Source organism: Sporolactobacillus inulinus (assembly GCF_006539285.1).
GTDB lineage: Bacteria > Bacillota > Bacilli > Bacillales > Sporolactobacillaceae > Sporolactobacillus > Sporolactobacillus inulinus.
Map to the genome: position 1 here is coordinate 1 of NZ_BJMS01000057.1, position 24,157 is coordinate 24,157.

General features: G+C 45.4%; 24 protein-coding genes. 5 read left to right on the forward strand and 19 right to left on the reverse strand.

Annotated features, from left to right (window positions below):
- Window positions 1–67 precede the first annotated feature (67 nt).
- Entirely contained in the window at window positions 68–307 is a 240-nt protein-coding gene (locus tag SIN01_RS08995; RefSeq protein ID WP_047035260.1) for an SHOCT domain-containing protein, read from the forward strand.
- A gap of 174 nt (window positions 308–481) precedes the next feature.
- Here the strand turns inward: SIN01_RS08995 and SIN01_RS09000 are convergent, their stop codons facing one another.
- The 13 genes from SIN01_RS09000 to guaA all read right to left on the reverse strand — a co-directional run bounded on the left by SIN01_RS09000 (window position 482) and on the right by guaA (window position 15,224).
- Window positions 482–1,048, reverse strand: a complete 567-nt coding sequence (locus SIN01_RS09000; RefSeq protein ID WP_010027048.1) for a YdhK family protein — start codon at window positions 1,046–1,048, stop codon at window positions 482–484.
- A gap of 673 nt (window positions 1,049–1,721) precedes the next feature.
- A complete protein-coding gene (locus SIN01_RS09005) occupies window positions 1,722–2,618 on the reverse strand; it encodes a conjugal transfer protein (RefSeq protein ID WP_047035262.1) in 897 nt (298 codons plus the stop codon).
- Window positions 2,619–2,635: 17 nt separating this feature from the next.
- Window positions 2,636–3,643 (reverse strand): bifunctional lytic transglycosylase/C40 family peptidase, encoded by a 1,008-nt coding sequence (locus tag SIN01_RS09010; RefSeq protein WP_010026243.1) that lies wholly within the window; start codon window positions 3,641–3,643, stop codon window positions 2,636–2,638.
- On the reverse strand, window positions 3,640–5,916 hold the full coding sequence (locus SIN01_RS09015; RefSeq protein WP_010026245.1) for a CD3337/EF1877 family mobilome membrane protein: 2,277 nt from the start codon (window positions 5,914–5,916) through the stop codon (window positions 3,640–3,642). Before SIN01_RS09015 ends, SIN01_RS09010 begins: the two co-directional genes overlap by 4 nt.
- Entirely contained in the window at window positions 5,917–8,367 is a 2,451-nt protein-coding gene (gene tcpF, locus SIN01_RS09020) for a conjugal transfer ATPase TcpF (RefSeq protein WP_047035263.1), read from the reverse strand.
- The gene (locus SIN01_RS09025) at window positions 8,336–8,743 is read right to left on the reverse strand and encodes a conjugal transfer protein (RefSeq protein ID WP_010023712.1); all 408 of its coding nucleotides are present in this window, start codon (window positions 8,741–8,743) and stop codon (window positions 8,336–8,338) included. The genes tcpF and SIN01_RS09025 overlap by 32 nt, the downstream gene beginning before the upstream one ends.
- 36 nt (window positions 8,744–8,779) lie before the next feature.
- A complete protein-coding gene (locus SIN01_RS09030) occupies window positions 8,780–9,280 on the reverse strand; it encodes an antirestriction protein ArdA (protein ID WP_010023710.1) in 501 nt (166 codons plus the stop codon).
- Window positions 9,281–9,466: 186 nt separating this feature from the next.
- Window positions 9,467–9,688 carry a hypothetical protein gene (locus tag SIN01_RS09035; RefSeq protein ID WP_010023708.1) on the reverse strand — a complete coding sequence of 74 codons (222 nt, stop codon included), beginning with the start codon at window positions 9,686–9,688 and terminating at the stop codon, window positions 9,467–9,469.
- Between the two features lie 64 nt (window positions 9,689–9,752).
- Window positions 9,753–10,955: a MobT family relaxase gene (gene mobT / locus SIN01_RS09040; protein ID WP_010023706.1), complete on the reverse strand. Its 1,203-nt coding sequence runs from the start codon at window positions 10,953–10,955 to the stop codon at window positions 9,753–9,755.
- A gap of 190 nt (window positions 10,956–11,145) precedes the next feature.
- Window positions 11,146–12,546: an FtsK/SpoIIIE domain-containing protein gene (locus tag SIN01_RS09045; RefSeq protein ID WP_010023704.1), complete on the reverse strand. Its 1,401-nt coding sequence runs from the start codon at window positions 12,544–12,546 to the stop codon at window positions 11,146–11,148.
- Window positions 12,547–12,576: 30 nt separating this feature from the next.
- Window positions 12,577–12,945 carry a YdcP family protein gene (locus SIN01_RS09050; RefSeq protein WP_010023702.1) on the reverse strand — a complete coding sequence of 123 codons (369 nt, stop codon included), beginning with the start codon at window positions 12,943–12,945 and terminating at the stop codon, window positions 12,577–12,579.
- Between the two features lie 12 nt (window positions 12,946–12,957).
- A complete protein-coding gene (locus SIN01_RS09055; protein ID WP_010023701.1) occupies window positions 12,958–13,272 on the reverse strand; it encodes a YdcP family protein in 315 nt (104 codons plus the stop codon).
- A gap of 410 nt (window positions 13,273–13,682) precedes the next feature.
- On the reverse strand, window positions 13,683–15,224 hold the full coding sequence (guaA, locus tag SIN01_RS09060; protein ID WP_010027814.1) for a glutamine-hydrolyzing GMP synthase: 1,542 nt from the start codon (window positions 15,222–15,224) through the stop codon (window positions 13,683–13,685).
- A gap of 320 nt (window positions 15,225–15,544) precedes the next feature.
- Here guaA and SIN01_RS09065 point away from each other — a divergent pair, with 320 nt between their 5' ends.
- Complete coding sequence (locus tag SIN01_RS09065) at window positions 15,545–16,321, forward strand: carbon-nitrogen family hydrolase (RefSeq protein WP_047035265.1); 777 nt, start codon at window positions 15,545–15,547, stop codon at window positions 16,319–16,321.
- A 355-nt stretch (window positions 16,322–16,676) separates the two neighbouring features.
- Here the strand turns inward: SIN01_RS09065 and SIN01_RS09070 are convergent, their stop codons facing one another.
- Together SIN01_RS09070 and SIN01_RS09075 are read right to left on the reverse strand one after the other, a co-directional pair.
- Window positions 16,677–17,369, reverse strand: coding sequence for a DUF3298 and DUF4163 domain-containing protein (locus SIN01_RS09070; protein WP_162198730.1), 693 nt, complete (start codon window positions 17,367–17,369; stop codon window positions 16,677–16,679).
- Window positions 17,370–17,475: 106 nt separating this feature from the next.
- Window positions 17,476–17,805: a hypothetical protein gene (locus SIN01_RS09075; protein ID WP_010023607.1), complete on the reverse strand. Its 330-nt coding sequence runs from the start codon at window positions 17,803–17,805 to the stop codon at window positions 17,476–17,478.
- Between the two features lie 338 nt (window positions 17,806–18,143).
- On the opposite strand from SIN01_RS09075, the gene SIN01_RS15035 reads away from it, so the two are divergent.
- Window positions 18,144–18,320 carry a hypothetical protein gene (locus tag SIN01_RS15035; protein ID WP_156994761.1) on the forward strand — a complete coding sequence of 59 codons (177 nt, stop codon included), beginning with the start codon at window positions 18,144–18,146 and terminating at the stop codon, window positions 18,318–18,320.
- A 491-nt stretch (window positions 18,321–18,811) separates the two neighbouring features.
- Window positions 18,812–19,030 (forward strand): hypothetical protein, encoded by a 219-nt coding sequence (locus SIN01_RS15040; protein ID WP_010023605.1) that lies wholly within the window; start codon window positions 18,812–18,814, stop codon window positions 19,028–19,030.
- 241 nt (window positions 19,031–19,271) lie between these two features.
- Here the strand turns inward: SIN01_RS15040 and groL are convergent, their stop codons facing one another.
- Window positions 19,272–20,906, reverse strand: a complete 1,635-nt coding sequence (gene groL, locus SIN01_RS09080; RefSeq protein ID WP_010023604.1) for a chaperonin GroEL — start codon at window positions 20,904–20,906, stop codon at window positions 19,272–19,274.
- 66 nt (window positions 20,907–20,972) lie between these two features.
- Entirely contained in the window at window positions 20,973–21,257 is a 285-nt protein-coding gene (gene groES, locus SIN01_RS09085) for a co-chaperone GroES (protein ID WP_010023603.1), read from the reverse strand.
- A gap of 270 nt (window positions 21,258–21,527) precedes the next feature.
- On the opposite strand from groES, the gene SIN01_RS09090 reads away from it, so the two are divergent.
- Window positions 21,528–22,196, forward strand: coding sequence for a CPBP family intramembrane glutamic endopeptidase (locus SIN01_RS09090; protein ID WP_010023602.1), 669 nt, complete (start codon window positions 21,528–21,530; stop codon window positions 22,194–22,196).
- Between the two features lie 316 nt (window positions 22,197–22,512).
- Here SIN01_RS09090 and map read toward each other — a convergent pair whose 3' ends face one another.
- A complete protein-coding gene (gene map / locus SIN01_RS09095; protein WP_010027801.1) occupies window positions 22,513–23,268 on the reverse strand; it encodes a type I methionyl aminopeptidase in 756 nt (251 codons plus the stop codon).
- 101 nt (window positions 23,269–23,369) lie between these two features.
- Complete coding sequence (locus tag SIN01_RS09100) at window positions 23,370–24,011, reverse strand: redox-sensing transcriptional repressor Rex (protein WP_010027802.1); 642 nt, start codon at window positions 24,009–24,011, stop codon at window positions 23,370–23,372.
- Between the last annotated feature and the right edge of the window lie 146 nt (window positions 24,012–24,157).

Sequence of the window (24,157 nt, forward strand, 5' to 3'; positions counted from 1 at the left end):
AGAGTAAGTATTCTTAAATTAGAGGCTAAACGATCATGTTACAATAGTCTCAAAGGTGGTGGTAGATATGATGGGATGGAATGGTGGTATGATGAGTGGTTTTGGCTTAGGTATGGGTTTTATCGGATGGCTTGTGCAACTATCACTGTTTATTGCCGTGATCTATCTAGTGATTACCCTAATTAAAAAAATGAATCACCATTCAGACACCAATAAACAAGGGTACGCGATTTTAAAAGAACGATTTGCCCAAGGTGAAATCACAGAGGATGAATACAAAAAAATGAAAAAGATCTTGGATGACTGATCATGAGATAGGTCTTAAATAAGTGTGAGGGGGAAAGTCAATATGACTTTCCCCCTCACTTTTTTGCATGAGTAGCTACTAATTCATAGAAAAATTAAAATCTGCAAAATGAGCATCGGTATACCTTGAATAAAAGGAGAGGAAAGAACGAATAATGATCAAAATATAGATGAATTATCGAGATATCAATTCATCTTCAGTCACCCATTTATGGTTTTTTATCACTTTTCCAGTCTTAGTATCAGTATAATTGACCATATAAATATTCGTTTGCTTAGCACTGTCAATTGTTGCTTCTGCGCCCATCATCCCTGGCATATGGCTGGCATTTAGCTTAACCTTTGTCCCCGTTTTGAGAAGTCCTTTGTTGTGAGTCTGTAACTCTTGCTGGATAACCCACTTATGATTTCTAACCACCTTCCCACCGTTAGTTGGATGATAAGTAACAGTATACACATTAGTAGTATAAACTCCGGCAACCGTTCCTTTAGCATTCATCATACCGGACATATGATCTGTTTTCAGCGTCACTTTACTCCCCTTTTTAAATTCAGGATTCATTGTTGCCACAAGGCCCTGTGGAACATCGCGATCCGACATAGCGTGCTGATCATGATCTCTATTCATATCATGGCTCATGGAGCTTGAACTGTCATTTGTTCCCTGGTTTGTGCTACACCCAGTTAACGCCACAACAAGAACTAATAAAAAAAAGGATACGCAGAATTTTTTTATTGCCAACGCTGATCACTCCTGACACAATAAAATTAATCACATCAGGTAATATACCCTTTAAGATGAAAATAAATCGTATGCCCTGTCAGATTTGGGAACTGCGATGTCTCCCCTTCCAGGGCTTGTACTTACGTTATAATAAGGTTATAGAGTTCCTACGGAGGTATGCCAGTTGGCTAGTAAAGAGCTCGATAAAATCATTGAAGAATACAATACATACGAGATGCGGAATCAGTTTATCATACCTAGTTTATCAATGATGAACGCCTTAAAGCATTTTGTACCATAAAAAAAGCATTACTAAGGTGGTTACTGAAATTGAAAACAGTACCTTTGGCAATGATTTTAAGAGATACTTTAGTCCACCTAAAAAAAGAAAAAAAGCCCGAAAGAAAAATGCATTCTCTCATTTCCCCTCGTATTTTTCCTGTCAAGACAAAAAGACAGCCCGAATAAACTCTTCTTTTATAATGCTACGAAGTTGAACCATTAAGACTGTATGAGAATATTTCACCGAGTCCTGAAAAAACCTACTGGCAGCCGGTGGGTTAATATTAGGCACTTATTGAAAAAAGTAATCAAGAAGCTAAACTTCTTTTTTTCATCCAATACTTCTACTGATATTTTTAACTTTTCTGAGATAAATGGCTTAACTTCTTTGAACTAACCGAAATATTTTTTATTTAACAATCATCCAATTTTTATCTTTTTGCAGAGTCAAATCAAGCTGTGAAATCTGCGTCGCCTTTGTTTGCTGATCGAGATACTTCACGGATACTGAAACCTGCACTTGATTGCCCACTTTCCGATACACCGGATTGATCATCTCTGAAAAGACATAGTCCTTGCCAATCGGTTTCAGCACATTGTCTTTGACATAGTAGGACAGTTCTTCTTTACTTGCAGTAGGATATAGTTTAAAGAACGTTTTTAAAAATACGTTGATTTCTTCTGTCGTACCTCCATTCACCGTACCATCATTTTCTACTGCTTTTGGCTCATAACCTGACTTCACAGGAATCTCACAAATGGTGGGATTTCTGACGATGACCATGTTTCCGGCTTTATCCATATAGACTCCCACCTCATAAGAGGCATTCACCGCCTTTTTTGTGTCGCCCTCCGTTATCAGCTGATCAACGGAAAAAATGACGGCATACTCGTGTTCATCGATTTGCCTTACCTTCCAGATTTCCACGTCGTTAACTGAAGAAGAGGTAGGAATGTCCCTGCGAATGGTGTCGATGTTTAAATCCTGTAATTCTTTAGTCAGATACCCTTTGAGAGCTTCTGTCCGTTGGTCGATTACATTCTGGTTGTTTTTCCATGAATAATAGACTTTGGCAAAGTTTTTGATGAAATTTTCGATCGGGTTGATATTTATCACTTGTTTTTCAATCACTTTTGTTTCATGAACCGTGTGCCTATTGATGGCGGTAAAATTTTTGTAGATGCCAAAAGCAACACTGCTTATCAGCAGAATCCACAGAAAAATGACCCATTTTCTGTGGATTCCGACTTTCATCACGTGGATCTTTGGGGACTTGAGCTGCTTTTCTTTTTTTCTTATTTTCATAGCTTAAATCTTCCTTTCTATTTGTTTTTGATCCGACCGGCGCTGACTAGGTGTTTCTGCCAGTATGAGGTTGTAAGATCGGCATACCCAATCGGATCACCAGCTTGATACATGCGATTGTTACCGACATAAATACCGACGTGTGTGATATAAGTAGCTGCATTATAGGTATCGTGAAAAAACACCAAATCCCCCGGTTTCGCTTCCGATAGCGGAAGATGCTGCGTGACGTCATACTGTTCCTGAGCTGTCCGAGGCAGTCTAATGCCCGCTTTTCCAAAGCTCCATTGCGTCAATCCACTACAATCAAAGGACGTGTTGGGATTGTCTCCCCCAAACACATAGCGCCAGCCTTGATATTTCAAGGCTTCGTTCATGATTGCCTGAACGGTGGCATTGTCGAAATGTGCCACGGTCAAATATTGCGAGACCAAAGCGACATAGAACATATTTCCGTAACGGTATCGCCAGCCACTATTTTTCTTCAATGCAATCGGGTTTGTGTAAGAAACTTTTTCCCCATCGGATTTTTCTTTCGCAAAGTTCTCCGCAAGTTCAAAGGTGTATTTTTTACCGTGGCTCGCCACGTAATCGATGAAATTTCCTCCATAGTTGTAAGATTGAATCACGGTATTGATGTCGCCTCCTTTTTTCCTAGAAGACTTTAGTAAAGCCGCAAAATATTTGCACCCTTGCTGAATCGACTTCTCCACAGTAAAGGAATGCTGAGGTTGTCCGGTCGAGGCCATCGACTGCATGACATCTGTGCCACGACCTCCGCTTTCCACCTGCATGATGGCAAGCAAATCACCGACATAGCGTTCGATTTGATATTTCTTGGCATACTTTTCCACCATTGGCTGGTGGGCCAGTACTTCCTGTGACAGATTAGCACCTGCAAGATCGATCCCATTGCCGCTGCCGTCTCCATCCTCTTCATTTGAAATGAAAACAGCGACAAAAATTAGTAGGGAAATCAGCATAGCGAAAACGGCACCGAAGATTAGCCAAACGTTTAATCTCATTTTTGGCTTCCTCTCTGCCTACGAGTCACGCGTTGCCTTGTCTGTTGACCCGTTTCTGTCCGATTATGCCTGAGGGTTGCCTCTTGTTTTTTGATCATCGTGGCCAGTTGTCGGCTCTTTTTTGGTGTAAACGGTTGTCGCGTTGCGTTTGGATGAGTCGGTGCGTGCTCTTTCTGCGTCGCAACTGGGCTTCTCCTGTTAAGATCCTGCTTGGTGAGATCTTGGCGTACTGTAGAATCTGGCATCTGGACGACCGGCCGATTGAGCTCGGTATTTTTTGCTTGGCTTTTTTTCGCCTGATCCTTGAATGAGTGGATTGAGTTTATCGTCCTTTTGTTTGTCTTCAGCGTGGAATCAGGCATTACAGACCGTGCAGGTGCCGAATGAGGCCTTGCCGTTTTTTGCTTCTTGGCTGGTTTATCTTTTGTTAATTTGGTTTTAGGCCGTTCAACGAAATCCTGTTCGGTTGCCTTTTGTTGACGGTCCCGGTTAAGTTCCAGTCGGCGTTGCGCAATCGTCGGACGCTGCTGCATTTGGTTCTCTTCACGGTTCTGTTTTTTGTCCGCGATTTTTTGCACTGTACGACTTTTGGCGTCCTCTGTCTTTTTTGTCATCGTGTCGTGCTTTTCTGTCTTCCCATGAATCAAGACTTGGCGGGTATTCAAAGGTAAAGCCGCTGTTTGCTTCTTTCTTGGATTTGGGTTGTCCGTGCTTCGCTTTATTGTCTCTTTGCCCGCACCCGCTGACCGACCTGTACGGGGCTCAAGCTGGGATTTCTTTGATCCTTGTGTTGGACGTTGGCTGCGGGTTTGCGTCCGTTGGGAAGCTCCGGACCTCGAAGCTTTTGCCCTTGCCCCAGGGCCAGCTGCCGCACCGGTTGCTCCGGCCGTAAAAAAGCGACCCATTTTCCGCTTCCATCGCCGCGTCTCGCGATGTAAGAACCGATAAGGCCGTTGCAGGATTTGGCTTCCCATCTGCTGAGAATCACTCGCCTGCAAGTGGAATAGACCCATAAGGTCACCCAGTTTGGCGTAAATACCTGCAAAAGTCACAATCTGTAAAAAGGCAATCAGGAAAAACGGGAATTCTCCGGATAGGGCGTAAAGCATGGTGGAAATGGAAAAGGCAATCGTGACAATTAGCGTAATGCCTGCCCGTGTCATGATGACATTGAAAAGCTTCATGATGGCCTGTTTGCCCATGCCATTAAAGCCCGGGATCATGGAAAGCAGAAAACTGATGGGCAGGAAGAGGGCATAGATGATGAACAGGATCTGCGAGAAAATCATGATCCCCGAAAGTAGAAACACGAAGATGGAAATCCCGATATTGAATAGAAACAGGAAGAACACCATCCCCAAACGTGGGGTCGCCTTGGTGAGTGTCAGGTTCTTATTGCCTTCTTTTTCAATTTCCTCTTTAACAACCGCTTCCCGGTCTGCGCCGTTGTTTGCGTCCGGATCTGCGGACAGCAGCTTTTCCACCCGTTTCTGTCCGATTTTAGTCATATCAGAATTGCCATACTGTAGAAGCAGCCAGGGCTGCTGCACTTGTATCGAAAACAAGTTATCCCGGATGAGGGCTGCGCTGTCCTGGCCATGACTTCCCGAGTGTGGCATCACCATTTTTGTCCCCAGCGACAGACTAGCCTTGCTGATGTCCGCCGAAAATCCATTGATTTTGCCGATATAGTCTGGGGCATAGGCAATAAAGGAAGCGGACAGAAGAAAAACCACCAAAAAGTTCATCACGGCGTGAATCACTTTGGTGGTCTCTCGCTTGATCAGCCCCACATAGGCCACATAGATCCCGAGGATTAAAATAAAAATCAGCAGGAACCCTGGATAAAAGCCAGAACTATGAAAGCCGCTGGGCGAAATTCCTGCCAATGTTTGCATGTTTTTTCCAATCGCGTTTGCAGTCTTGGAAACGAAATCTAAGGAATAGGCTTCCTGTACGAGATACCCTGTCGCATTGGACAGGTAAAGAGAAAGCGTCCAAATAAAATTAGTGATCGCGTATAGCCCATACATGACCTGTTTGCCAATGCCATCGGTCCAATTCCACGGCAGCCAGTCCCATGAATTATCCACATAGAAATCGAGCTGGTAATTGCCCAAAGGATATTTAGAGTAAGCATTCTGAGCACTGACCGTATCATCGACAAGACCGGCCGCATGGGCAATCGTTCCAAGCAGTGCGAAGAAAAGCAGCGATCCAACCGTGACCAAAAGAACAGCCATGAAAATTTTACGTCTCTTTTTCAGGTGCATTTAGGTCACCTCTTTTCTGACCGGTGGACGGGTGTCAAAGGCATGGAGCAGTTCCTCAAAGACCGGATGAATCTGGATGACACCTACACGGCCATACAAGTCAGAGATAAGGCACTGGCCATTTTCAAGTTCACGTAATCGTTTCTGGTTTTGTTCATCCTCCTTGTCCACGCCGAAGAATTCCAGTGTCTTCTTGATTTCGTGTATATCCGTCGAACGAAATGCAAATTTCAGACCGATATTGTTTTTCATCTTCTCATCCAGTAAATCATCTGCGTTCTGGGTTACGAAATAAACACCGGCATTCATGGCGCGACCAGCCCGCACCAGCTTGTTGGAAAGGGTCTTCCCCTGTGCCACCTGCAAAAAGCTCCAGGCTTCATCCAAGTCCACCATTTTAAACACGCTGCGGTTGGAGTGAATGAAATCAAGGGCAAAGGTGCTGATGACAATTAAAATCGCCACACTTAAAAGTTCCACAGTCGTGTATTCCTTAAATTCGGTTTCAGCATCTGGAAGCACCAAGTCCGCCACTTGGATGATGTTCAGCTGCTTATCCAGGCTAATCGACTGAACGGTCATGCCATCAGAGAACAACAAGTGTCCCAGGTTACTGTCCTTAATGCTGTCGATATGGTCAGCCATGCTGCTCGCAACGGAGGTGCCCTCCTTGTATAGCTCGTCAATGACGCACAAAAGCCCTTGTCGGTCGCTTTGCGTCACCCGACGGATCGCCTTACGAAGCGTTGGGAACTTCTCACCATCCCGACTGGAAATGCCTGTGAGAAAGGTAAGGATGTCGATGGCGAGGCTCTCTGCGTCCTTCGTCTGTTTCATAATCACATAAGGGTCAAGTAAGCCCTTGTTGCGTTCCTCTCTGGTCAGATTGATGATGTTAATTTCCTCGGCAATTTCCGGTAGCGTTTCCTTCCACCCACCACGCTCGGATTTGGGATCTAAGATCACCGCCTGTCCCCCGTAGAGGACGGCATAATAGACGAGTAAGTTGTTCGAGAAGGATTTTCCGCCGCCAAGGGAACCAAGAAAAGCCGCTGCAAGTGCATTAGTGACAGACCCTTTCACGCCTTGTGCTGCAAGGCTCGGCTTTAAGTAAACGTTACGCCCGGTGTCCAGATTATAGCCGATATAGATCCCCTCTGGTTCCCCAAGCATCTGCGCGGCCCCAAAGCCCAAGCTTGCAAGAAAGTCACTGGTCACATACTGGATATAATCATTCATATACCGCTTGCTGGCAGGAAGGAACTCACCGTGCAGCCCGATCATGTCTCCGAACGGTCGCACCAGTTTAATGCTTAAATCGTCGTAGAAGTCCATGACTTCGTTACATCGACGCTTCAATTCGTCCAGATCCGGCGCTGCTACCCGTATCACGTAACTGAGCTTATACATCGCTTCTTTGGTCTGGTCGAGATTCGCTTCCAGCTCGCTGACACTATCCAGGGCTTCCATCACGTCGTTACCTGACTCATTATTAGACTGCCAGGCATGGTTATCTAAGTCTTTCAATTCTTTTTTCTTGTTTCGAACCGTCGTTAAGGCTTTCTTATTCGTGACAATGTCCACATTCATCGATGTATCAATTGGAAACGTAAATTGTTGTTGCTGATAGTAAAAAATTTCTGAGGAGGGGAAGTCCAGCTCTCGTACAATCGAATTGATCGTGAAATAGGAAACATAAGTCGTCTGGTCTTCCTGCTCGATTTTCAAATATCTCTGGTTTTCCTCGACAAGGCAGCGAGTCGGCTTGATGAGGTCATACCGCTTCACCAGCATTTCCTGCTTCAGTTTCTTTGCCGGTAAATGGTAGGCATATTCCTCATAGGGCGAACCCGTCTTCCCATAAAGATGTTCAATCAGATAGCCAAAGTCATCTTTATCCAGCCTGCGAACTTTGAATCTGCGGGAAATCTTGCTTTCCAGCAGGTGTTCCATTTTCATAAACCGGTTAATCTCTTTCGTACTCATGCTGACGAAATCGCCCATCAGTTTGTGATTGACCTCGTAAAGGAAATCAGAAAAGGTCATCAGAATGGATTCACTGATCACCTTAAGGCTGACTTCCTGTTCGTTTAAAAGCAGTTTGAAGCCAATAAAAAAGCGATAGTCGATTTGGTTTTCACCAATCATTCCGACTAACGCTTCAGTCTGTTCATCAATTTTCCGGCAAGCAATGTCTCTCAATCTTCCAGAGATTTCTTTCTTGCTTCGCTCCTGCGTGGCCCGAATACTTGATTCTGTAGCAATCTGCAAGGCATGAATTTTCCCGTCACGGCTCTGGGCGACCAACTGACGAAAATGCTCATGCACCTGGTATTTTTCTTCTGGACTCAGAAAGGAGTAGTTGTAGGGAATCAGTTCATAATAGGCGAAACATTCCCCGTCGTGATTAAAAACGAGGTTATTTTCGATGTACTTGATCGGATACAGCATAACGTTCCCTCCTCACGGCGGTAATCGCTCCACCGACGGTCTCTTTTTTCAGCTTCACAGACTTTCCAGCATAGGTGACTTTGGGACGGAGCATATAGGAAAATACGGATTTCAGAAAGCCATAGGGCTTTTTCCCATCAAAGGTCTTCTGTGACATGAACCACGTGAAGCCAACCGGAAGACCCACATATTTCAGCAGGACGCCATGAATGAAAGACAACGGTGGCACGTTCGCAAAGAGCACCACCAGCAAGAGCGAGCAGACAAACCAAGCCATTTGCGTAAAAGTGACCGGAAAGGGTAGTTGGAAGTCATTGATGGCGTAGATCACCTTCTCCACGTTCCAGATGCTAGTATAGCTTCTGATTTTTTTCATCTGTCACTATTCCTTTCTGTTTAAGAGACTTTTTAGTTAACTGACGTATTCAAAAACACCGTGGGAAGTGACGAGAAAATTTCCTTCCAACTCCAAATCCCGTCCATAAGCTTCATAGTCAATATAGTTTTGCAAATGAGAAGGGACTTCACCAAGGGTACCTGACTCTTCCAATAGGTAACGGGCCACATTCTCCATATCATCACAATCGGGATAACAGATGATGTCATCCTTATGCTCCACCATTTCTTCAAAACTGCCAAAAAAGGCGTTCTGGATTTCTCTCATTTCCTCCTCAATCGGTGTTCCTTCTAATTCCTTCGCTAGAGAACACAGACGGTTGATTTCCTCAATGGGCGTGTATTCATCAATATCAAAGGGCAATTCGTAATCGTGGATGGCATATTCTTCATATTCATGATTCAATCCGATACGCTCCTTGACCTCCTCAAAGTCAACGGGTGGAGTGAACCATGCACCGACTAATTCGCCCTCATTGTACTTGCCAAGATTGGCTATATAGACTTTCATTTCCATCTATATATCACTTCCTTTTCCTAAAAATAGATACAAAAAAAGCAGTGGTTTTCGACTGCGCAATGGCTACCCATTAAATTTATTTAGATAAAAGTGCATTTCCCTGTCGCACTACCGTTTGACGTACCTGTTTTTTGGCATGCATAAGAAAAGCCCTTATACATGCCAAAAGAACAGGTGTTAAAGTTACGCACCCACGACTCTGTTAAACAGATTCAGTAAGACATCTTTGACACCTGCCGCATTGAAGACTAATCCCACGGCAATCAAAGCAATCACTAGAAAACCAATCAGCTTGGAAAATTCCCGTTTAAAACCGAGATAAAGCCCGATGACCACAATCGCCATCAAGACGAGAGACTGAGCATTATTTAAAAACCAAGTGTATAAATTCCGTCCAAAATTCATGAGCGATTTCTCCTTTTATACATCCAATTTGTGATTAAAATTTCGTTGATGCATTGTTTAAAGATCATTTTTGCCGATGATGATTCGTGACCATCTGTTCGGCAGCATCGGCCTGCTGCTGGACTATTTTTTCGTGGCGTTTCGTGAGCTTGGCATGCCGGATCATGTCATCAATGACGGTAGTATCTTTGATCTGGTCGAGCCAAAGCGCCACTTTTAATGTCGGGGCCACCTGTCGCTGTAACCAGCCTAAGGTCCGGTCAAAAGAATACGGCTCCGGTTGGGTGGTTAATTTCAATTTCTCCCGGTTTTTTCCGATAAACCAGGCCCAGTTTTCGTTCATTTTCCATGTGCTGCGTCGCTTATTTTCCACTTTATCCACAAAACGCAGGTAACGGTTGATGATGGAAAAAGCCGTACGCTCCGCATCGTGGTAAGCCATCAGGTCAAGGATGGCGTGATCGGCACGTTCGTTTTTCAGGCGGATTTCAAATCGGTTTTTGACTTCGGCTTCGTCGATAGGGATGTCACTCTTTGCATACTGCTCGTAGTCCTTTTCATAAAGGCAGAAATAGATTTCACTTTTTAGAGAACCGATATAGAGCGTGTGCCCCATGGCTTCCTTTTCCTCTCGGCGGATGAGCTCGCCGCTACGGTAACTTTTAAAGCTGCGAAACACAGAAATACATTCTTCATGTCGGCATTTTTCCGTCAGCTGCGGAATATCCAAAATGTCTGCCTTGTCATTGATCGCTAAGTCCAGCCTCTTGAATACACCGCCCTCGCAGATGGCATCCATGAAAAAGTCGGTCCAGCTTCGGTGTTGGGCTAAAAGGAATCCCTCAAACTGGCGGCAGCCTCGTCCTTTCAGTTCCAGCAGCACACCTTTTTGTTCATCAGGAGAGACCATCACAAAAATATCTCCCAAAGCGTAATGTTCCGTGTAGGAATAGAAGCCATAGTCTTCATGAAGCATGTAGTTCATTTTCAAAAGCAGAATGTCTTCAATGACATGCTTCACATCCGTGGTTGGGAATCGTATCCGCACATAGTCAAACAGCATCTCAAGTGGTGCATCGGGATTGAGCCGTTCCAATGCTTTTAGTAACGCCGTTTTGATGTCATCCGATGGGGAAGCCCTGCTGTTTTCAATATCGTTGAGATACTGTCTGGTCATTCCGGCAACAACCGCCAGGCGATTTTGTGAAAGGCCGTATGAAAGCCGCTTTTCCTTCAGATGTTGTACCCATAAATCATTTTCGCTCAATGATTACCCTCCAATCAAAAAGAGGATGTCAACTGAAAGGGGCATAGTTGACATCCTCCAAAAATTCCAGAAACCTAGACAGAATAGGGTGTTTACTGGATTTTGAAACTGTTTTTTATTGTATTTGTGCCCCCCTGTTAGATACGGGGGGCTAAATCGCTGGCGTGGCTGACGCCACACCAGCAGCAGGCTAGTCCGTCCCTTCGGCTTTCGCTTCGCACGCCGCCTGTCCGTCCTGCCTGCTTCTTATCAGTGTTCCAATCTCTTTTATAAAATTGTGTCCTTTAGGGACTAAAGGGGTATAAAACTCTGAGATGACACTTGTCCCTGTATCCACATAACCTCGCCCTTTGATTTGTTTTAGGAAAAAATCCTTTTCCACCTCACCAAACATCATGCTGTAGCCCATTTCCGACATGCGTCCCAAGGCCACACGGAAGTTGAATTGGTCACGAATCCCATCGCCTAAAAATTTAGCGTCTGGACGCTGGCAGGCAAGGATCAGGAAGTACCCGGCCTGTCTCCCAAGCATGACGATCCGTTTCAACTTGGTTAAAACAACAGAACTCTCTTTCCCAAGCATTTCCATGAACGCCACGTATTCATCAAAGATGAGGAAGTGAGCGGGCAATCCCAGATAAGCATAGTTCTCTCCGGTCTTGTAGCCAGTCATCTGTTTCATGGCTTCACTGCGTTCCATCATACTGTCATAAAACTGGTTCAGACAGGCCATCATGTCTTCTTTCTGATGATGGACATTCGGCATGACTTCAGAAAGATCAGCAAGATCCGAATTTTTTGGGTCAAGGACATAAAGCATGGCGTTTGTGCGCGCTAAGGCTTCAATGAGTGAGAAGATGAAGTAGGTTTTTCCTCCGCCTGTTCCCCCAGCAATGAGCATATGAGGTAACTTATCATACTCCCAATAAACAGACTTCATCAGCTTTAAGCGCCCGTCTTTAGCAGTGACTTCTTCAATGGAAATACGATTCGCAATCGTATCATAGAGCAGGGTATATTCTAGATAAGAATCCTTGAGCTCTTTGTCCACCAGTTCACAGTACAAGCCACTTTCCAGCTTCTTTTCCAAGTGCAGGAGCTGATCCTGATATTTACCCAACGTAATTTCTACGTGGATGTGAATCAGTCCATCTTTGAGCCGGTAATACATCTTTGGGAAATGGCGGATTCTCTCCTTTGGCCTGCCGGATGGTAGGTCTTTAAAGAGCCCGTCATGTTGCACCTGTTCGGATTCATACCATTTATTTTCTAGGATCATTTTGGCTAGCTTTTGGCGGTGCACGAGCTGTTTCACTCTACCTCGATGAAAGTGGTAATAAAGGCCGGCCACAAGCATGCTTATTCCTGCAGCTACACTGACACTGAACATGAGATAGGGCGTGATAGCAAACTGCAAGCTGCCTTCATGCAAAAGTCGTACCTTCTTCCAGTCCATTAGCATGAGCCGCTTCCCATGAAAGGCCAGCAACACGAATAGGAAAACAAGAACGAGTGAGGTAGCAGCAAATCGAAAGACAAGATGTTGATCACCCGCTCGAATCCTTTTTCCTTTATAGATGAAATGTTTCATAAATGATCCTTTCCGGAAAATGAAATGGCATTACTTTCCTTTAGTTTGTGGCTGCGGATGGGGGACGGCTTGTTTATTTTTCAGCGCTATGTCCTCGGCCTTGATATACCAGTCCACATCCGCTCCCAAAAATGTGGCAGTCGCTACTGTATCCGCTACCGGGTTGATCAGTTCCACTTCGGCATTATAGTCATAATCTTTTAACGGGATGGCGGCCGGAATACTGACCTGTATCATCTGCCCTTGTCCACGGGATTTTAGGTCATAGGTGCGTTCCCTGATTTCGTCACTGACTGTGCCGTCCTCATTATTCACGCGCACTTCACGGCGGAGTGCGGAGAACTTCAGCGCGCCAAATGTCTTGTCCTTATCAATCACAATGCCTTCGGCTAATCTCATTTTTTGCCCTCCTTATGCTTTCACCATATCGTCTGCATGCAGAATATAATTTGTAAAACCACGAGCACCAATATTATAACCCTCTGCGGTAATTCGAGGATTGATCAATTTCACCTTGTCTTCTACTTCAAAATGCTTTTCACCCGCTTCCGGTGGTAACACCAAAACGATATCGTCCGCTCGCTGGATGTCGGAATACAAATTGTAGCTGCGGGAAAGGATCATCGTGCGACCATTAACCCGGCGCTGTTCTACATTGCCTTCTCCAGCATATTCGAGGTTTCCAAATGTCTTTTCAACGTTTGGAATAATGTGTTTCAGTTCCATAAATCATTTTCCTTTCTGTAAATAATTTTGTTTTGATTAATACGCTGATTCAAACTTAAATTTTGTCGGGAAAAGAACGAGATGCTTTGGTGAAAGCACATCCCTTCCAACGCCAAAAACTTGAAATAAAAAGGCTGAAATGATTTCTCATCTCAGCACAGGATTGATTAAAATTCGTAGCACAGTAAGGGTACCTTTCGAAACAGAATGACTTGGCGGAAAATAAGACAAAAAAAGAAGGCATATTCTTCAAAATATACCTTCCGAACCTTGAACTGATACGATTCTCTGACTCCGATCCTTGGCGGAATTTTGGCGGAGATCCTTATCAATTTAAATGTTTTTATCCATTTTACCTTTGCTAAAAGTGCTGTTAAATCAACGTTTCGACACCAAACGAGGTATCTACTTTATTCCCACTCAATTGTTGCCGGCGGCTTGGAGGTGACGTCGTACACGATACGGTTGACGTGTTCAACCTCGTTGATGATTCGGGTTGAGATCTTCTCGAGCACGTCCCATGGGATGCGTGCCCAGTCGGAGGTCATACCGTCGATTGAGGTGACGGCGCGGATCGCGATGCAGTGATCGTAGGTGCGGCCATCGCCCATGACGCCGACGCTCTGAATGTTCGGCAGGACGGTGAAGTATTGCCAAATGTCGCGGTCGAGGCCGGCTTTTTTGATTTCTTCGCGCAGAATCGCGTCGGATTCGCGCACGAGTTCGAGTTTTTCTTCGTCGATGGCGCCGAGAACGCGGATGCCGAGGCCCGGTCCTGGGAACGGCTGGCGCCAGACGATGTCGTCGGCAAGTCCGAGTTCCGTACCCAGTGCGCGCACTTCATCTTTGAACAGCGTGTTCAGCGGTTCGATCAGCTTGAACTTCATGTCTTCCGGAAGTCCGCCGACGTTGTGGTGCGATTTAATGTTCTGCGATGAGCCGCCGGCGCCGCTTTCGACAACGTCGGTGTAGAGCGTGCCTTGTACAAGGAAGGAAATGTCCTTGAGCTTGTTCGCTTCATCTTGGAACAGATAGATAAATTCATTGCCAATGATCTTGCGCTTCTTTTCCGGATCGCTGACGCCTTCCAGCTTATCGAGGAAGCGTTTCTTGGCATCGACATGAATGAAGTTCATATGAAAACGGTTTTGGAATGTGTCGACAACGCCTTCTGCTTCGCCTTTGCGGAGCAGACCGTGATCGACAAAAATGCAGGTCAGCTGATCGCCGATTGCTTTGTGCACAAGCGCTGCAGCAACCGATGAATCGACTCCGCCGCTCAATGCACAAATGACTTTTTGATCGCCGACGGTGGCTTGGATCTTTTCCACTTGCTGATCGATAAAGTGTTCCATCGACCAGCTTTTTTCTGCGCCGCAAATGCCGTAAACGAAATTGCTCAGCAGTTCGTTGCCATGCACGGAGTGGCGCACTTCCGGATGGAACTGAACAGCGTAAACGTTCTTCGCGCGGTTTGCCATCGCCGCAACGGGACATGATGGGCTGCTTGCTTCGATTTTGAAGCCTTCCGGTAGCGTCTTGACACGGTCGCCGTGGCTCATCCATACCGTTTGGGTTGCCGGAAGTCCCTTGAACAGCGGGTTATCGGTATTCGCCGTGATATCCGCTTTTCCATATTCGCGGCGCGTCGCACGTTCAACCGTTGAGCCGTAGTGCTTGCTGATCAGCTGCAAACCGTAGCAGATCCCAAGAATCGGAATATCCAAATCAAAAATAGCCGGGTCGCACAGCGGTGCCCCGTCGTCATAAACACTGTTCGGTCCGCCGGAGAAAATGATCCCCTTTGGATTTTTCTCTTTAATTTGTTCTGCAGTCAATGTATTCGGAAACAGTTCGCTGTACACGCCTAAGTCGCGAATACGGCGCGCAATCAGCTGATTGTACTGACCGCCGAAATCCATGACAAGAATCAAGTTATTTGCTTGTCCCATCCTTTTGTCCCACCTCAACTGTTGTTTATCAATCACAGACAGCACTGCTTTGTATTGTCCATACTATTTAAAAAGCCGGAGGCCGCGGGAGCTTCCAGTCTTTCTTTCCGGTACTATTATTCGCTATTTTTCATCAAAATGCACTACTTTTCCTATTTTAACAATGAATGCGATGTTCAGCAAGCGCTCACTTCCTATAATGGGGTAAAGTTTTGTATCCATGCACAGATCTGTGCAATAATTAATGACGTACAAAGCGCATAAACTTTTCAGCCTGAATTTTAAATCAATCATTTGAATGGAAAAGGAGTGAACGCGTCATGAAAATTGCTTCACTACAAGTGCAGATCAACGATTCGGAAACCGCCGCCGATCGGATGAAAAAAGTTGATGCCCAACTTGAGCATCTGCACGGCTATGACTTTATCCTGCTGCCGGAGATCTGGATGACCGGCTATAATACCTTTAATCGTTATATGGAGGAAGCAGAACCGCTTGACGGCGCTTTCGCCGCTCATTATGCGAAAAAAGCTAAAACATTGCATGCTTATTTGTTCGCCGGCAGCTTTGTTGAGAAAAGCGGCAGCCAGTATTACAATACGAGCCTTCTCTTTAACCGGGAAGGTGAGCGAATTGCTGCTTACCGGAAAATTCATCTGTTTACCTATGGGTCTGAAGAAGGCGAACTGCTGACTCGCGGCACAGATCCGGTGACGGTGGAAACGGAATTTGGCAAGGTCGGCCTAGCCACCTGCTACGACTTGCGCTTTCCGGAACAGTTCCGCAAAGCGCTTGACCGGGGTGCGAAAATGTTCCTAGTCACCTCCGCCTGGCCGCTCGCTCGCCTAGAACATTGGAAACTTTTTAATGCTGCTCGTGCCGTAGAAAACCAATGCTACCTTGTCTCCTGCAACTGCGTCGGCAACAACCAAGGCGTGATTCTCGGCGGACATAGTCGCGTCGTCGACCCATGGGGCAACGTACTGGCAACTGGAGATGAAACCGAATCAATCGTCACCGCCGCTTTCGACCTTAGTATGGTGGATCAGATCCGCGAGGACTTCCCGCAGCTGAAGCACCGCGTCCCGATAAACTAAAGCGCCCTCACCCGCCTGCCACCTCGCGCAAGCGGGTTTTTTCTTTCCCATAGACAAAAAAGAACACCCGATTATCTCAGGTGCCAAGATTTTTTCTTATAGAAAAGGGGGAGAGTTAAACAATGAATCATCGATTAACTCTCCATATCTTAACGTCCGTTCCTTAAGAAATGCTTAATACGCGATCCCGAAACGGCAAAAAAATAAACCCTCTTTTGCAAGGGTCTAAAAGAAAATCTATTAACAGGGGGAAGTTAAACAAACACAATTCATTGAACATTTATATCATAACCGCTATTGCCGCTAAATAGTCAATATCGGTAAATTTTTGAAATAAATGTGGGCTTTTTCACATTTATTGCTGATGATCAACGAACACATGGTAAGGAACTTTGAGATGGATAATCCCATTCGAATACGGGGCAACTTCATATTCCTGAAAAATGATCTCGATTCCGTGATCGTTAAAAGCGAATTGACTTTTCTTTAAGTCAACACCTTTGAATGCATCAAGGAAGAAATCGTACCGCCCTTCCTTTTTCAATTTCTCCATCTGCTGTTTCAAATAGCGATTGACAAGCTTCTCTTCATGCGTGCTGCGGATGACGTCCTTTAATAAAAAGCGGCGGCCGCTGCGCGTATCAAAATTATAGACCGTTTCATGATGCATGCCGTGCGCGCCGCCTGTGTACGATTCATCAACAAAAGAAACGCTGAGCAAACATTCTTTGTTAAATAGGACGGATGGCAACGTATGCGCATAGTACGGACCCGCTGCACTGATTAATTGATCATGTTCATATTGCTTCTTATACTCTTCGTCCGTTTTCTTCACTTTTTCCGCATGTTTACGGAATACGCGATTGATTTGATCAGCAATTTGCTGATCCTCAATCCCGGATTGGATCACCGGATACGTGATCCCTTCACTAAGCCGTTGCATTTTATACTGTACCGGCGGGCAATTATCCGCTTGGGCACTGGGGACACTCCCCCATGAGAAGAGGCAGAGAACGAGCGCAAGAATGAAAAACCGTTTTTGATTCATCTGCGGCAGCTCCTTTCTTTGCTCCTTAGTATGTCCGGACAAAGAGAAGCTATGAATGATCTTCCGGAAATGCCCCCAAAAAGATGCGCGGATCATGCTCAATTTTTCACCTTTTTTTCATGATACTTTTAGCCAATAAAATCCACCATGCGATCAAAAATACGTACCCAATCGTAACATAGTACGCCCAAACAGCGCCGTGCAGCAGCTGACTGTATAAATGCTCAAACTCATTCCTTCCGTTTGCTCTGCCAATACTTCCAAGCACGCTGACCACTGGAATCGTTAACGCAAACATAAACGCGACCGATGCTAATCCTCTGCGCCGATTGCGCAGAAAGCAAACGATCGCCATTACAATGCTCGCAACAAATAAAAAATAGTAGATCGCCCAAAACCAATCAGGCAGCGTCTCCCAAGCCCATTCATTAATCACCGCCGTTGATCATTTGATGCATCAATCATAGCATGTTGAACGCGCAGTAACCCGCATTTCTTGTTCTTAATCCCGCATAATTCCATGCGTGGCCGCACTCTTTTGATGCGGGGACGCACTCGCGAACAAATATTAGTCACGCCCAGCTGATCGCTTATCCATTGGCGCTCCTTGTGCTTATTCGAATTGTAGATGCGTCTCCGATTCAGAAAAAACCGAGTCGAGCTAAATCATTCACCGATTATTACCCTTTTCCTCAAGAGGAACGAACATAAGTTCTCCAAAATGGTATATAATAAGAATATATGTTCTCGTATTATAAATAAAGAGGGATACACATGAGCACTGACTTTGAACGTAAATTACGGCAGATCATTCTAAATGATCAAAACATGGGGCGCACCATCAGTCTCGAACATCTGCAACGACGGACCGGGCATGACCAACAGGAAATCAAAGCAATCCTAAAAAAATTAAGACAGATTCCCGTGCGTGAAGGTGGGCTAGGTTCATGAACAGAAGTGACGCCTTTGGCACTTACTTTACAGATTAAAATGACACTATGATTTCATACATTGGGGATGTGCGTATTACTGCTAAATATATTTCTTTCGGGGATATTTTTTAAATTCCTCATTAATATTAGAAATATCGTTACATGTATAGTAATAATGCAGCATTAAAAGAGCACTTGATTTTTATCTTTTCCGCTCTCATCAAAAAAAAACATCTACTTTCTCACTCAATACATACCCAGTCACTATTTGCATAAATTCCATCATTTCAATGAAACCTTCACGTTCATTGAATTTCGTCCATTTCTGCCTTTAACTCACTTTGACCACTCGATTGTTTAATTTCACTCTCTTATTAATGATTGATTTCATGAATTTGCGCACTCTCTCATTGTGGTTATCCCCTTCGCTTTAGCTGTCAAACGCGCAAGATGGTTAATCATCCACACAGCATCCCGGAGTATAATGAAATTCGAAAGGAAGCGATAATCATGAATGAATTTCTTGCTGATCTGAAAAAAAGGTTCACAGGAAAACGGCTTCTATTTTTGACAATCCCATATTTAGTGATCTTGCTTTCATTTTTGTTTCTGCCTTACCTTGGCCCTTATGAATCAATGATATTACTTGTTCTTATCGTTTCCTATGCAGGGATAAATTGGATATGGGACAGGGTGGATCGGAAAAGGAAGCAAAATAAAGATTGCTGATAAAACTTATTCTGCTACAGCCCACTTGTATTTCTATACATCCATTCTCGGCATGCTTGCTCGGACCAACAAAGTGAAAAAAGATACCTCTCAGAATGTGGAGCATTCTTGAGAGGTATCCGGAAAATCATTCTATGATCCTCATTTGAAATAAAATGAGGATTTTTTGCTACTTTTTTGCCTTTTTTGCTTTCAAAATCTACTCATAATTCCCATTGCAACGGGATTTATTGAGGTTCTATCACATCATGCCGCCCATGCCGCCCATGCCTGGTGCGCCTGCCGGCATTTGTGGTTCTGCATGTTCTTCCGGTTTGTCGGCAACGACTGCTTCAGTGGTCAGCAGCATTGCGGATACGGAAGCTGCGTTTTGCAGTGCAGAACGCGTTACCTTCGTTGGATCGACAATCCCGTTTTCAATCATGTTTACCCAAGTGCCTTTGGCAGCGTCAAAGCCGATGCCAGCTTCTTGAGTCTTCAGTTTTTCAACGATGATCGAGCCTTCGAGGCCGGCGTTTTCGCCGATTTGGCGTACTGGTTCTTCAAGCGCGCGAACAACGATATTGATTCCGGTCTGTTCATCGCCTTCAGCTTTCAGTGCCTTAACATTCTTGATGACGTTGGCAAGTGCTGTACCGCCTCCGGCTACAATCCCTTCCTGAACTGCAGCGCGTGTCGAGTTCAATGCGTCTTCGATACGCAGTTTGCGTTCTTTCAGTTCAGTTTCGGTTGCCGCACCGACTTTGATCACTGCGACACCGCCGGACAATTTAGCCAGCCGTTCTTGCAGTTTTTCTTTATCGAAATCAGAAGTGGTTTCTTCCAATTGTGCTTTGATTTGGCTGACACGGCCGGCGATCTTATCCGGTGCGCCTGCGCCTTCAACAACCGTCGTGTTTTCTTTCGTTACGATGACTTTGCCTGCTGTTCCAAGTTGGTCAACCGTTGTTTCTTTCAGTTCAAGACCGAGGTCGCTCGTGATCACTTGACCGCCAGTCAATACAGCGATGTCTTCGAGCATTGCTTTTCTGCGATCGCCGAAGCCAGGAGCCTTAACTGCAACAACATTGAATGTACCGCGCAGTTTGTTCAGTACGAGCGTTGCCAGTGCTTCGCCTTCAACGTCTTCAGCGATGATCAACATTGGTTTGCCTTGTTGTACAACCTTTTCAAGAACCGGCAGGATTTCCTGAATGTTGGAGATCTTCTTGTCGGTGATCAAGATGTATGGGTTGTCAAGAACGGCTTCCATCTTGTCTTGGTCGGTCACCATGTATGCGGAAGCGTAGCCGCGATCGAATTGCATCCCTTCAACCACGTCAAGTTCCGTTGCGAAACCTTTGGATTCTTCAAGCGTTACTACGCCGTCGTTGCCGACTTTTTCCATCGCTTCGGCAATCAGTTCGCCAACTTTTTCGTCAGCAGCAGAGATGGCGGCAACTTGTGCGATCGATGCTTTGCCTTCGATTGGTTTTGAAATTTCTTTCAGACCTTCAACGGCAGCCTGCGTTGCTTTTTCAATCCCGCGGCGGATGCCCATTGGGCTCGCGCCGGAAGCAACGTTCTTCAAGCCTTCGCGAATCATCGACTGAGCCAGAACCGTAGCGGTTGTTGTACCGTCACCGGCAACGTCGTTTGTTTTGCTGGCAACTTCGGATACGAGACGTGCACCCATGTTTTCAAATTTATCTTCGAGTTCGATTTCTTTTGCAATGGTTACACCGTCATTAGTGATCAGTGGTGAGCCGTATTTTTTGTCAAGGACAACGTTGCGGCCTTTCGGTCCAAGCGTTACTTTAACCGCATTAGCCAATACGTCGACCCCGCGCAGCATTGAGCGGCGCGCTTCTTCACCAAATTTAATATCTTTTGCCATTGTGAATAGTCCCTCCTAATGTAAATGCGATCAAAAAATCTTTTCAACGTACAATCTGTCAGACAATCAGCCGATTACTGCGAGAACATCGTCCTGACGGACAACGAGATACGTCTTGCCGTCATATTTTACTTCTGTTCCTGCATATTTTGAAAAGATTACTTTTTCTCCTTCTTTTACATCCAAAGCGATGCGTTCGCCTTTGTCAGATACCTTGCCGGCACCAACAGCAACGATGCGGCCTTCTTGCGGCTTCTCTTTAGCCGAGTCTGGAAGTACGATACCGCTTGCAGTCTTCTCTTCTTTTTCTTGTGGTTCGATCACAATACGATCACCCAATGGCTTTAACATGTAGAAATACCCTCCTTAAAAATGTTAAGTAAAGTACTTTGTTAGCACTCCATGCACCTGAGTGCTAATCCATTTAATATAATAATCAATTCCATATAGATTTGCAAGTTTTTCCTTAAAAATATTTGCGCAGTAAAAAATGAGAAAACGGGGAAAAAGAAATAGAAAAGAAGCTATGTTAAAATAGGACAATAAGTCTTCGTGAAAATCATGTCATCAGCATTGCCACAAACTTTTGAAACGATACTTAAGAATATGAGGTGTCCGGACTTGCTTTTACGCTACATCCTAGTTGTTTTTGTTTATTTCGCCTGTGTTCTCTCGCCGCTGTTTCCCTGGTTTCCGAGTTCGCATCAAAGTACTGCATACATAAATACGTACACAGCCGTCTTTTTTGCGACCGTCATCATTATCGGTCTGCTGCTGCTTCCGGAGCGTCGGATGGAGCGGAGCATGCGCGCGTCTTGGGGGGAGTCCATCGCCTGGGCAATTTGCGGCATCTTCATTCTCTATGTGTTGCAGATCGCTGCGGCGCTAATCAACAATCTGATTCTTGGTCAGCCGCTGTCTTCTGAACATACAGCTGACATCGTTAAAATGGCGAAAACTGCGCCGCTTTTCATTTTCGCCGTTAGTGTCATCGGCCCAATACTTGAAGAAATCGTCTTTCGTAAGATTCTCTTCGGAAGCCTAAAAAAGGTGATCGGCTTCATTTTTTCCGCTGTGATCAGTTCGCTAGTCTTCGCCGCCGGTCACTTTGACTTTTCGCATCTGCTTATCTATTTTGTGATTGGCTTCTTTCTTTGTTATGCCTATCATAAAACCGGCCGGATTTGGGTAACCATGTTCATGCATGCGGCGATGAACACGATCGTTGTCCTGCTTACGATGAACGCTCGGCTGCCGGATACAACCGGATGGATTCACTGGCTGCTCTGAACTCCAGCCCTGTGCGATGGGTTCGCGTCTTTTCGGTGCTGAATCGTCGCTTCGGTTACTCGCTTGCCTAGGGCGCACCACGAGCCTCCTCAGACAGGCAGGAATCCGCGGCGTCTCGCATCTGCGCGTTGATGCACGGTCTTTTGCATGACCAAAAATCTTATACTTTGTACGTAAATACAAGTTAGACGCTTTATCTCAAGGGTATTTTCATTCCGGCGGTGACACGCGCCCCCCAAGCGGGTCATGAATGTTTCTTATCCTGTGAGAAAAACGGAGCCCCAATCTGGGACTCCGTTTTTTTAGTTGCTCGCTTTTATGCTTCGTCAAGGCTGGTCAGAATTTCCGGACCGTTCTTCGTAATCGCAAGTGTATGTTCGTACTGTGCAGATAGGGAACCGTCAACCGTTCGCGCGGTCCAACCGTTTGCGTCAACCTTCGCGCGCCAGTCTCCGGTATTGAGCATTGGCTCGATCGTGATGGTCATCCCTTCACGTAGACGCAAACCGCGTCCAGGACGCCCGTAATGGGCAACGGGCGGGTCTTCGTGCATCGTCGGTCCGATGCCATGACCGACAAATTCGCGGACAACGCTGAGCCCTTCTGCCTCCGCATAGCTTTGAATCGCGTAGCCAATATCACCGAGACGATTGCCGACAACCGCTTGCTCAATGCCCTTATACAGCGATTTCTCCGTTGTTTCAAGCAAGTGCTGCGCCTCATCGGAGATTTCTCCAACCGCATAGCTCCAGGCTGAATCAGACATCGCTCCGTTCAGATTAACCACCATGTCAATCGTGACAATGTCGCCTTTTTTCAGTGGTTTTTTGTTTGGGAAGCCATGGCAGATCTCATCATTTACCGATGCGCAAGTCGCAAATTGATAACCTTCGAAGCCTTTCTCTTCAGCAATAGCGCCGTTTTTTTCAAGAAAGTCGTTCACGAATTCTTCGATCTCCCACGTTGTTGTTCCGGGACGAATCATTGATTTAATGTGCTGATGTGCGCGGGCCAACAATTGGCCGGATTTTTTCATCTCAGCAATTTCATTAGCTGATTTTAATTGAATCATCGTTTCATTCCACCTTATCTTTGAACCTGATCGGATAAAAGCATTACTCTCGCTTCATGTTTCACGTCGTCAAGTTTCACTTGTATTTTACCACTTAATCTTTAAGAATTCTTTGTTTCCATTGAATGATTCAGAAAGTAGATCAGTGCTTGAAGTTCAACCGTCATATCGACATGACGGACATAGGCATTCTCAGGAAGGTTTAAGGTCGTTGGCGAAAAGTTCAAAAATCCGCGAATTCCTGAGGCCAATGCCTTCTCTGCCGCTTCTTGAGCTTGAGCTGCCGGAACGGTTAGAATTGCGGCGACAATCTCATGATGGTCGTTCGCTGCAAGTTCATCCATCGCAAATACTTTTGTCCCGCTCACCTTTGTACCGATCTTTTTCGGATCAACATCATAAGCGCGTACAATTTGCGTATTATTATTCTTTAGAAAATTATGGTTGAGCAGCGCCGTACCCAAATGACCGACACCAATCAGGATCACGCGATTGAGTTCATCTTGGTACAGCGTCTTTTTTAAAAAATCCATTAAATATTGCGTATCGTAGCCGTAGCCTTTTCTCCCCAGTGCACCAAAATAGGAAAAGTCCTTACGGATCGTCGTCGAATCGATTTGCACAAGCTCACCGAATTTCGAGGATGAGATGCGCGTCTTCCCATTCGCAACCAGTTGCTGAAGGGTTCGGTAATACAATGGAAGCCGCTCGGCTGTCGCCTGCGGTACAGTTTGGCTTGCCATGACCGAATCTCGCCTCCCAATCGTCCAATCTCATTATTATTTGCGTCATGGATGCTTCTCGTTCAACTATACTATATTCACCGATTCATTTGTTCTTTATTTCACAATCCTTACTGTTTTCGCCTCATTTTTCCCGGATCATGCCC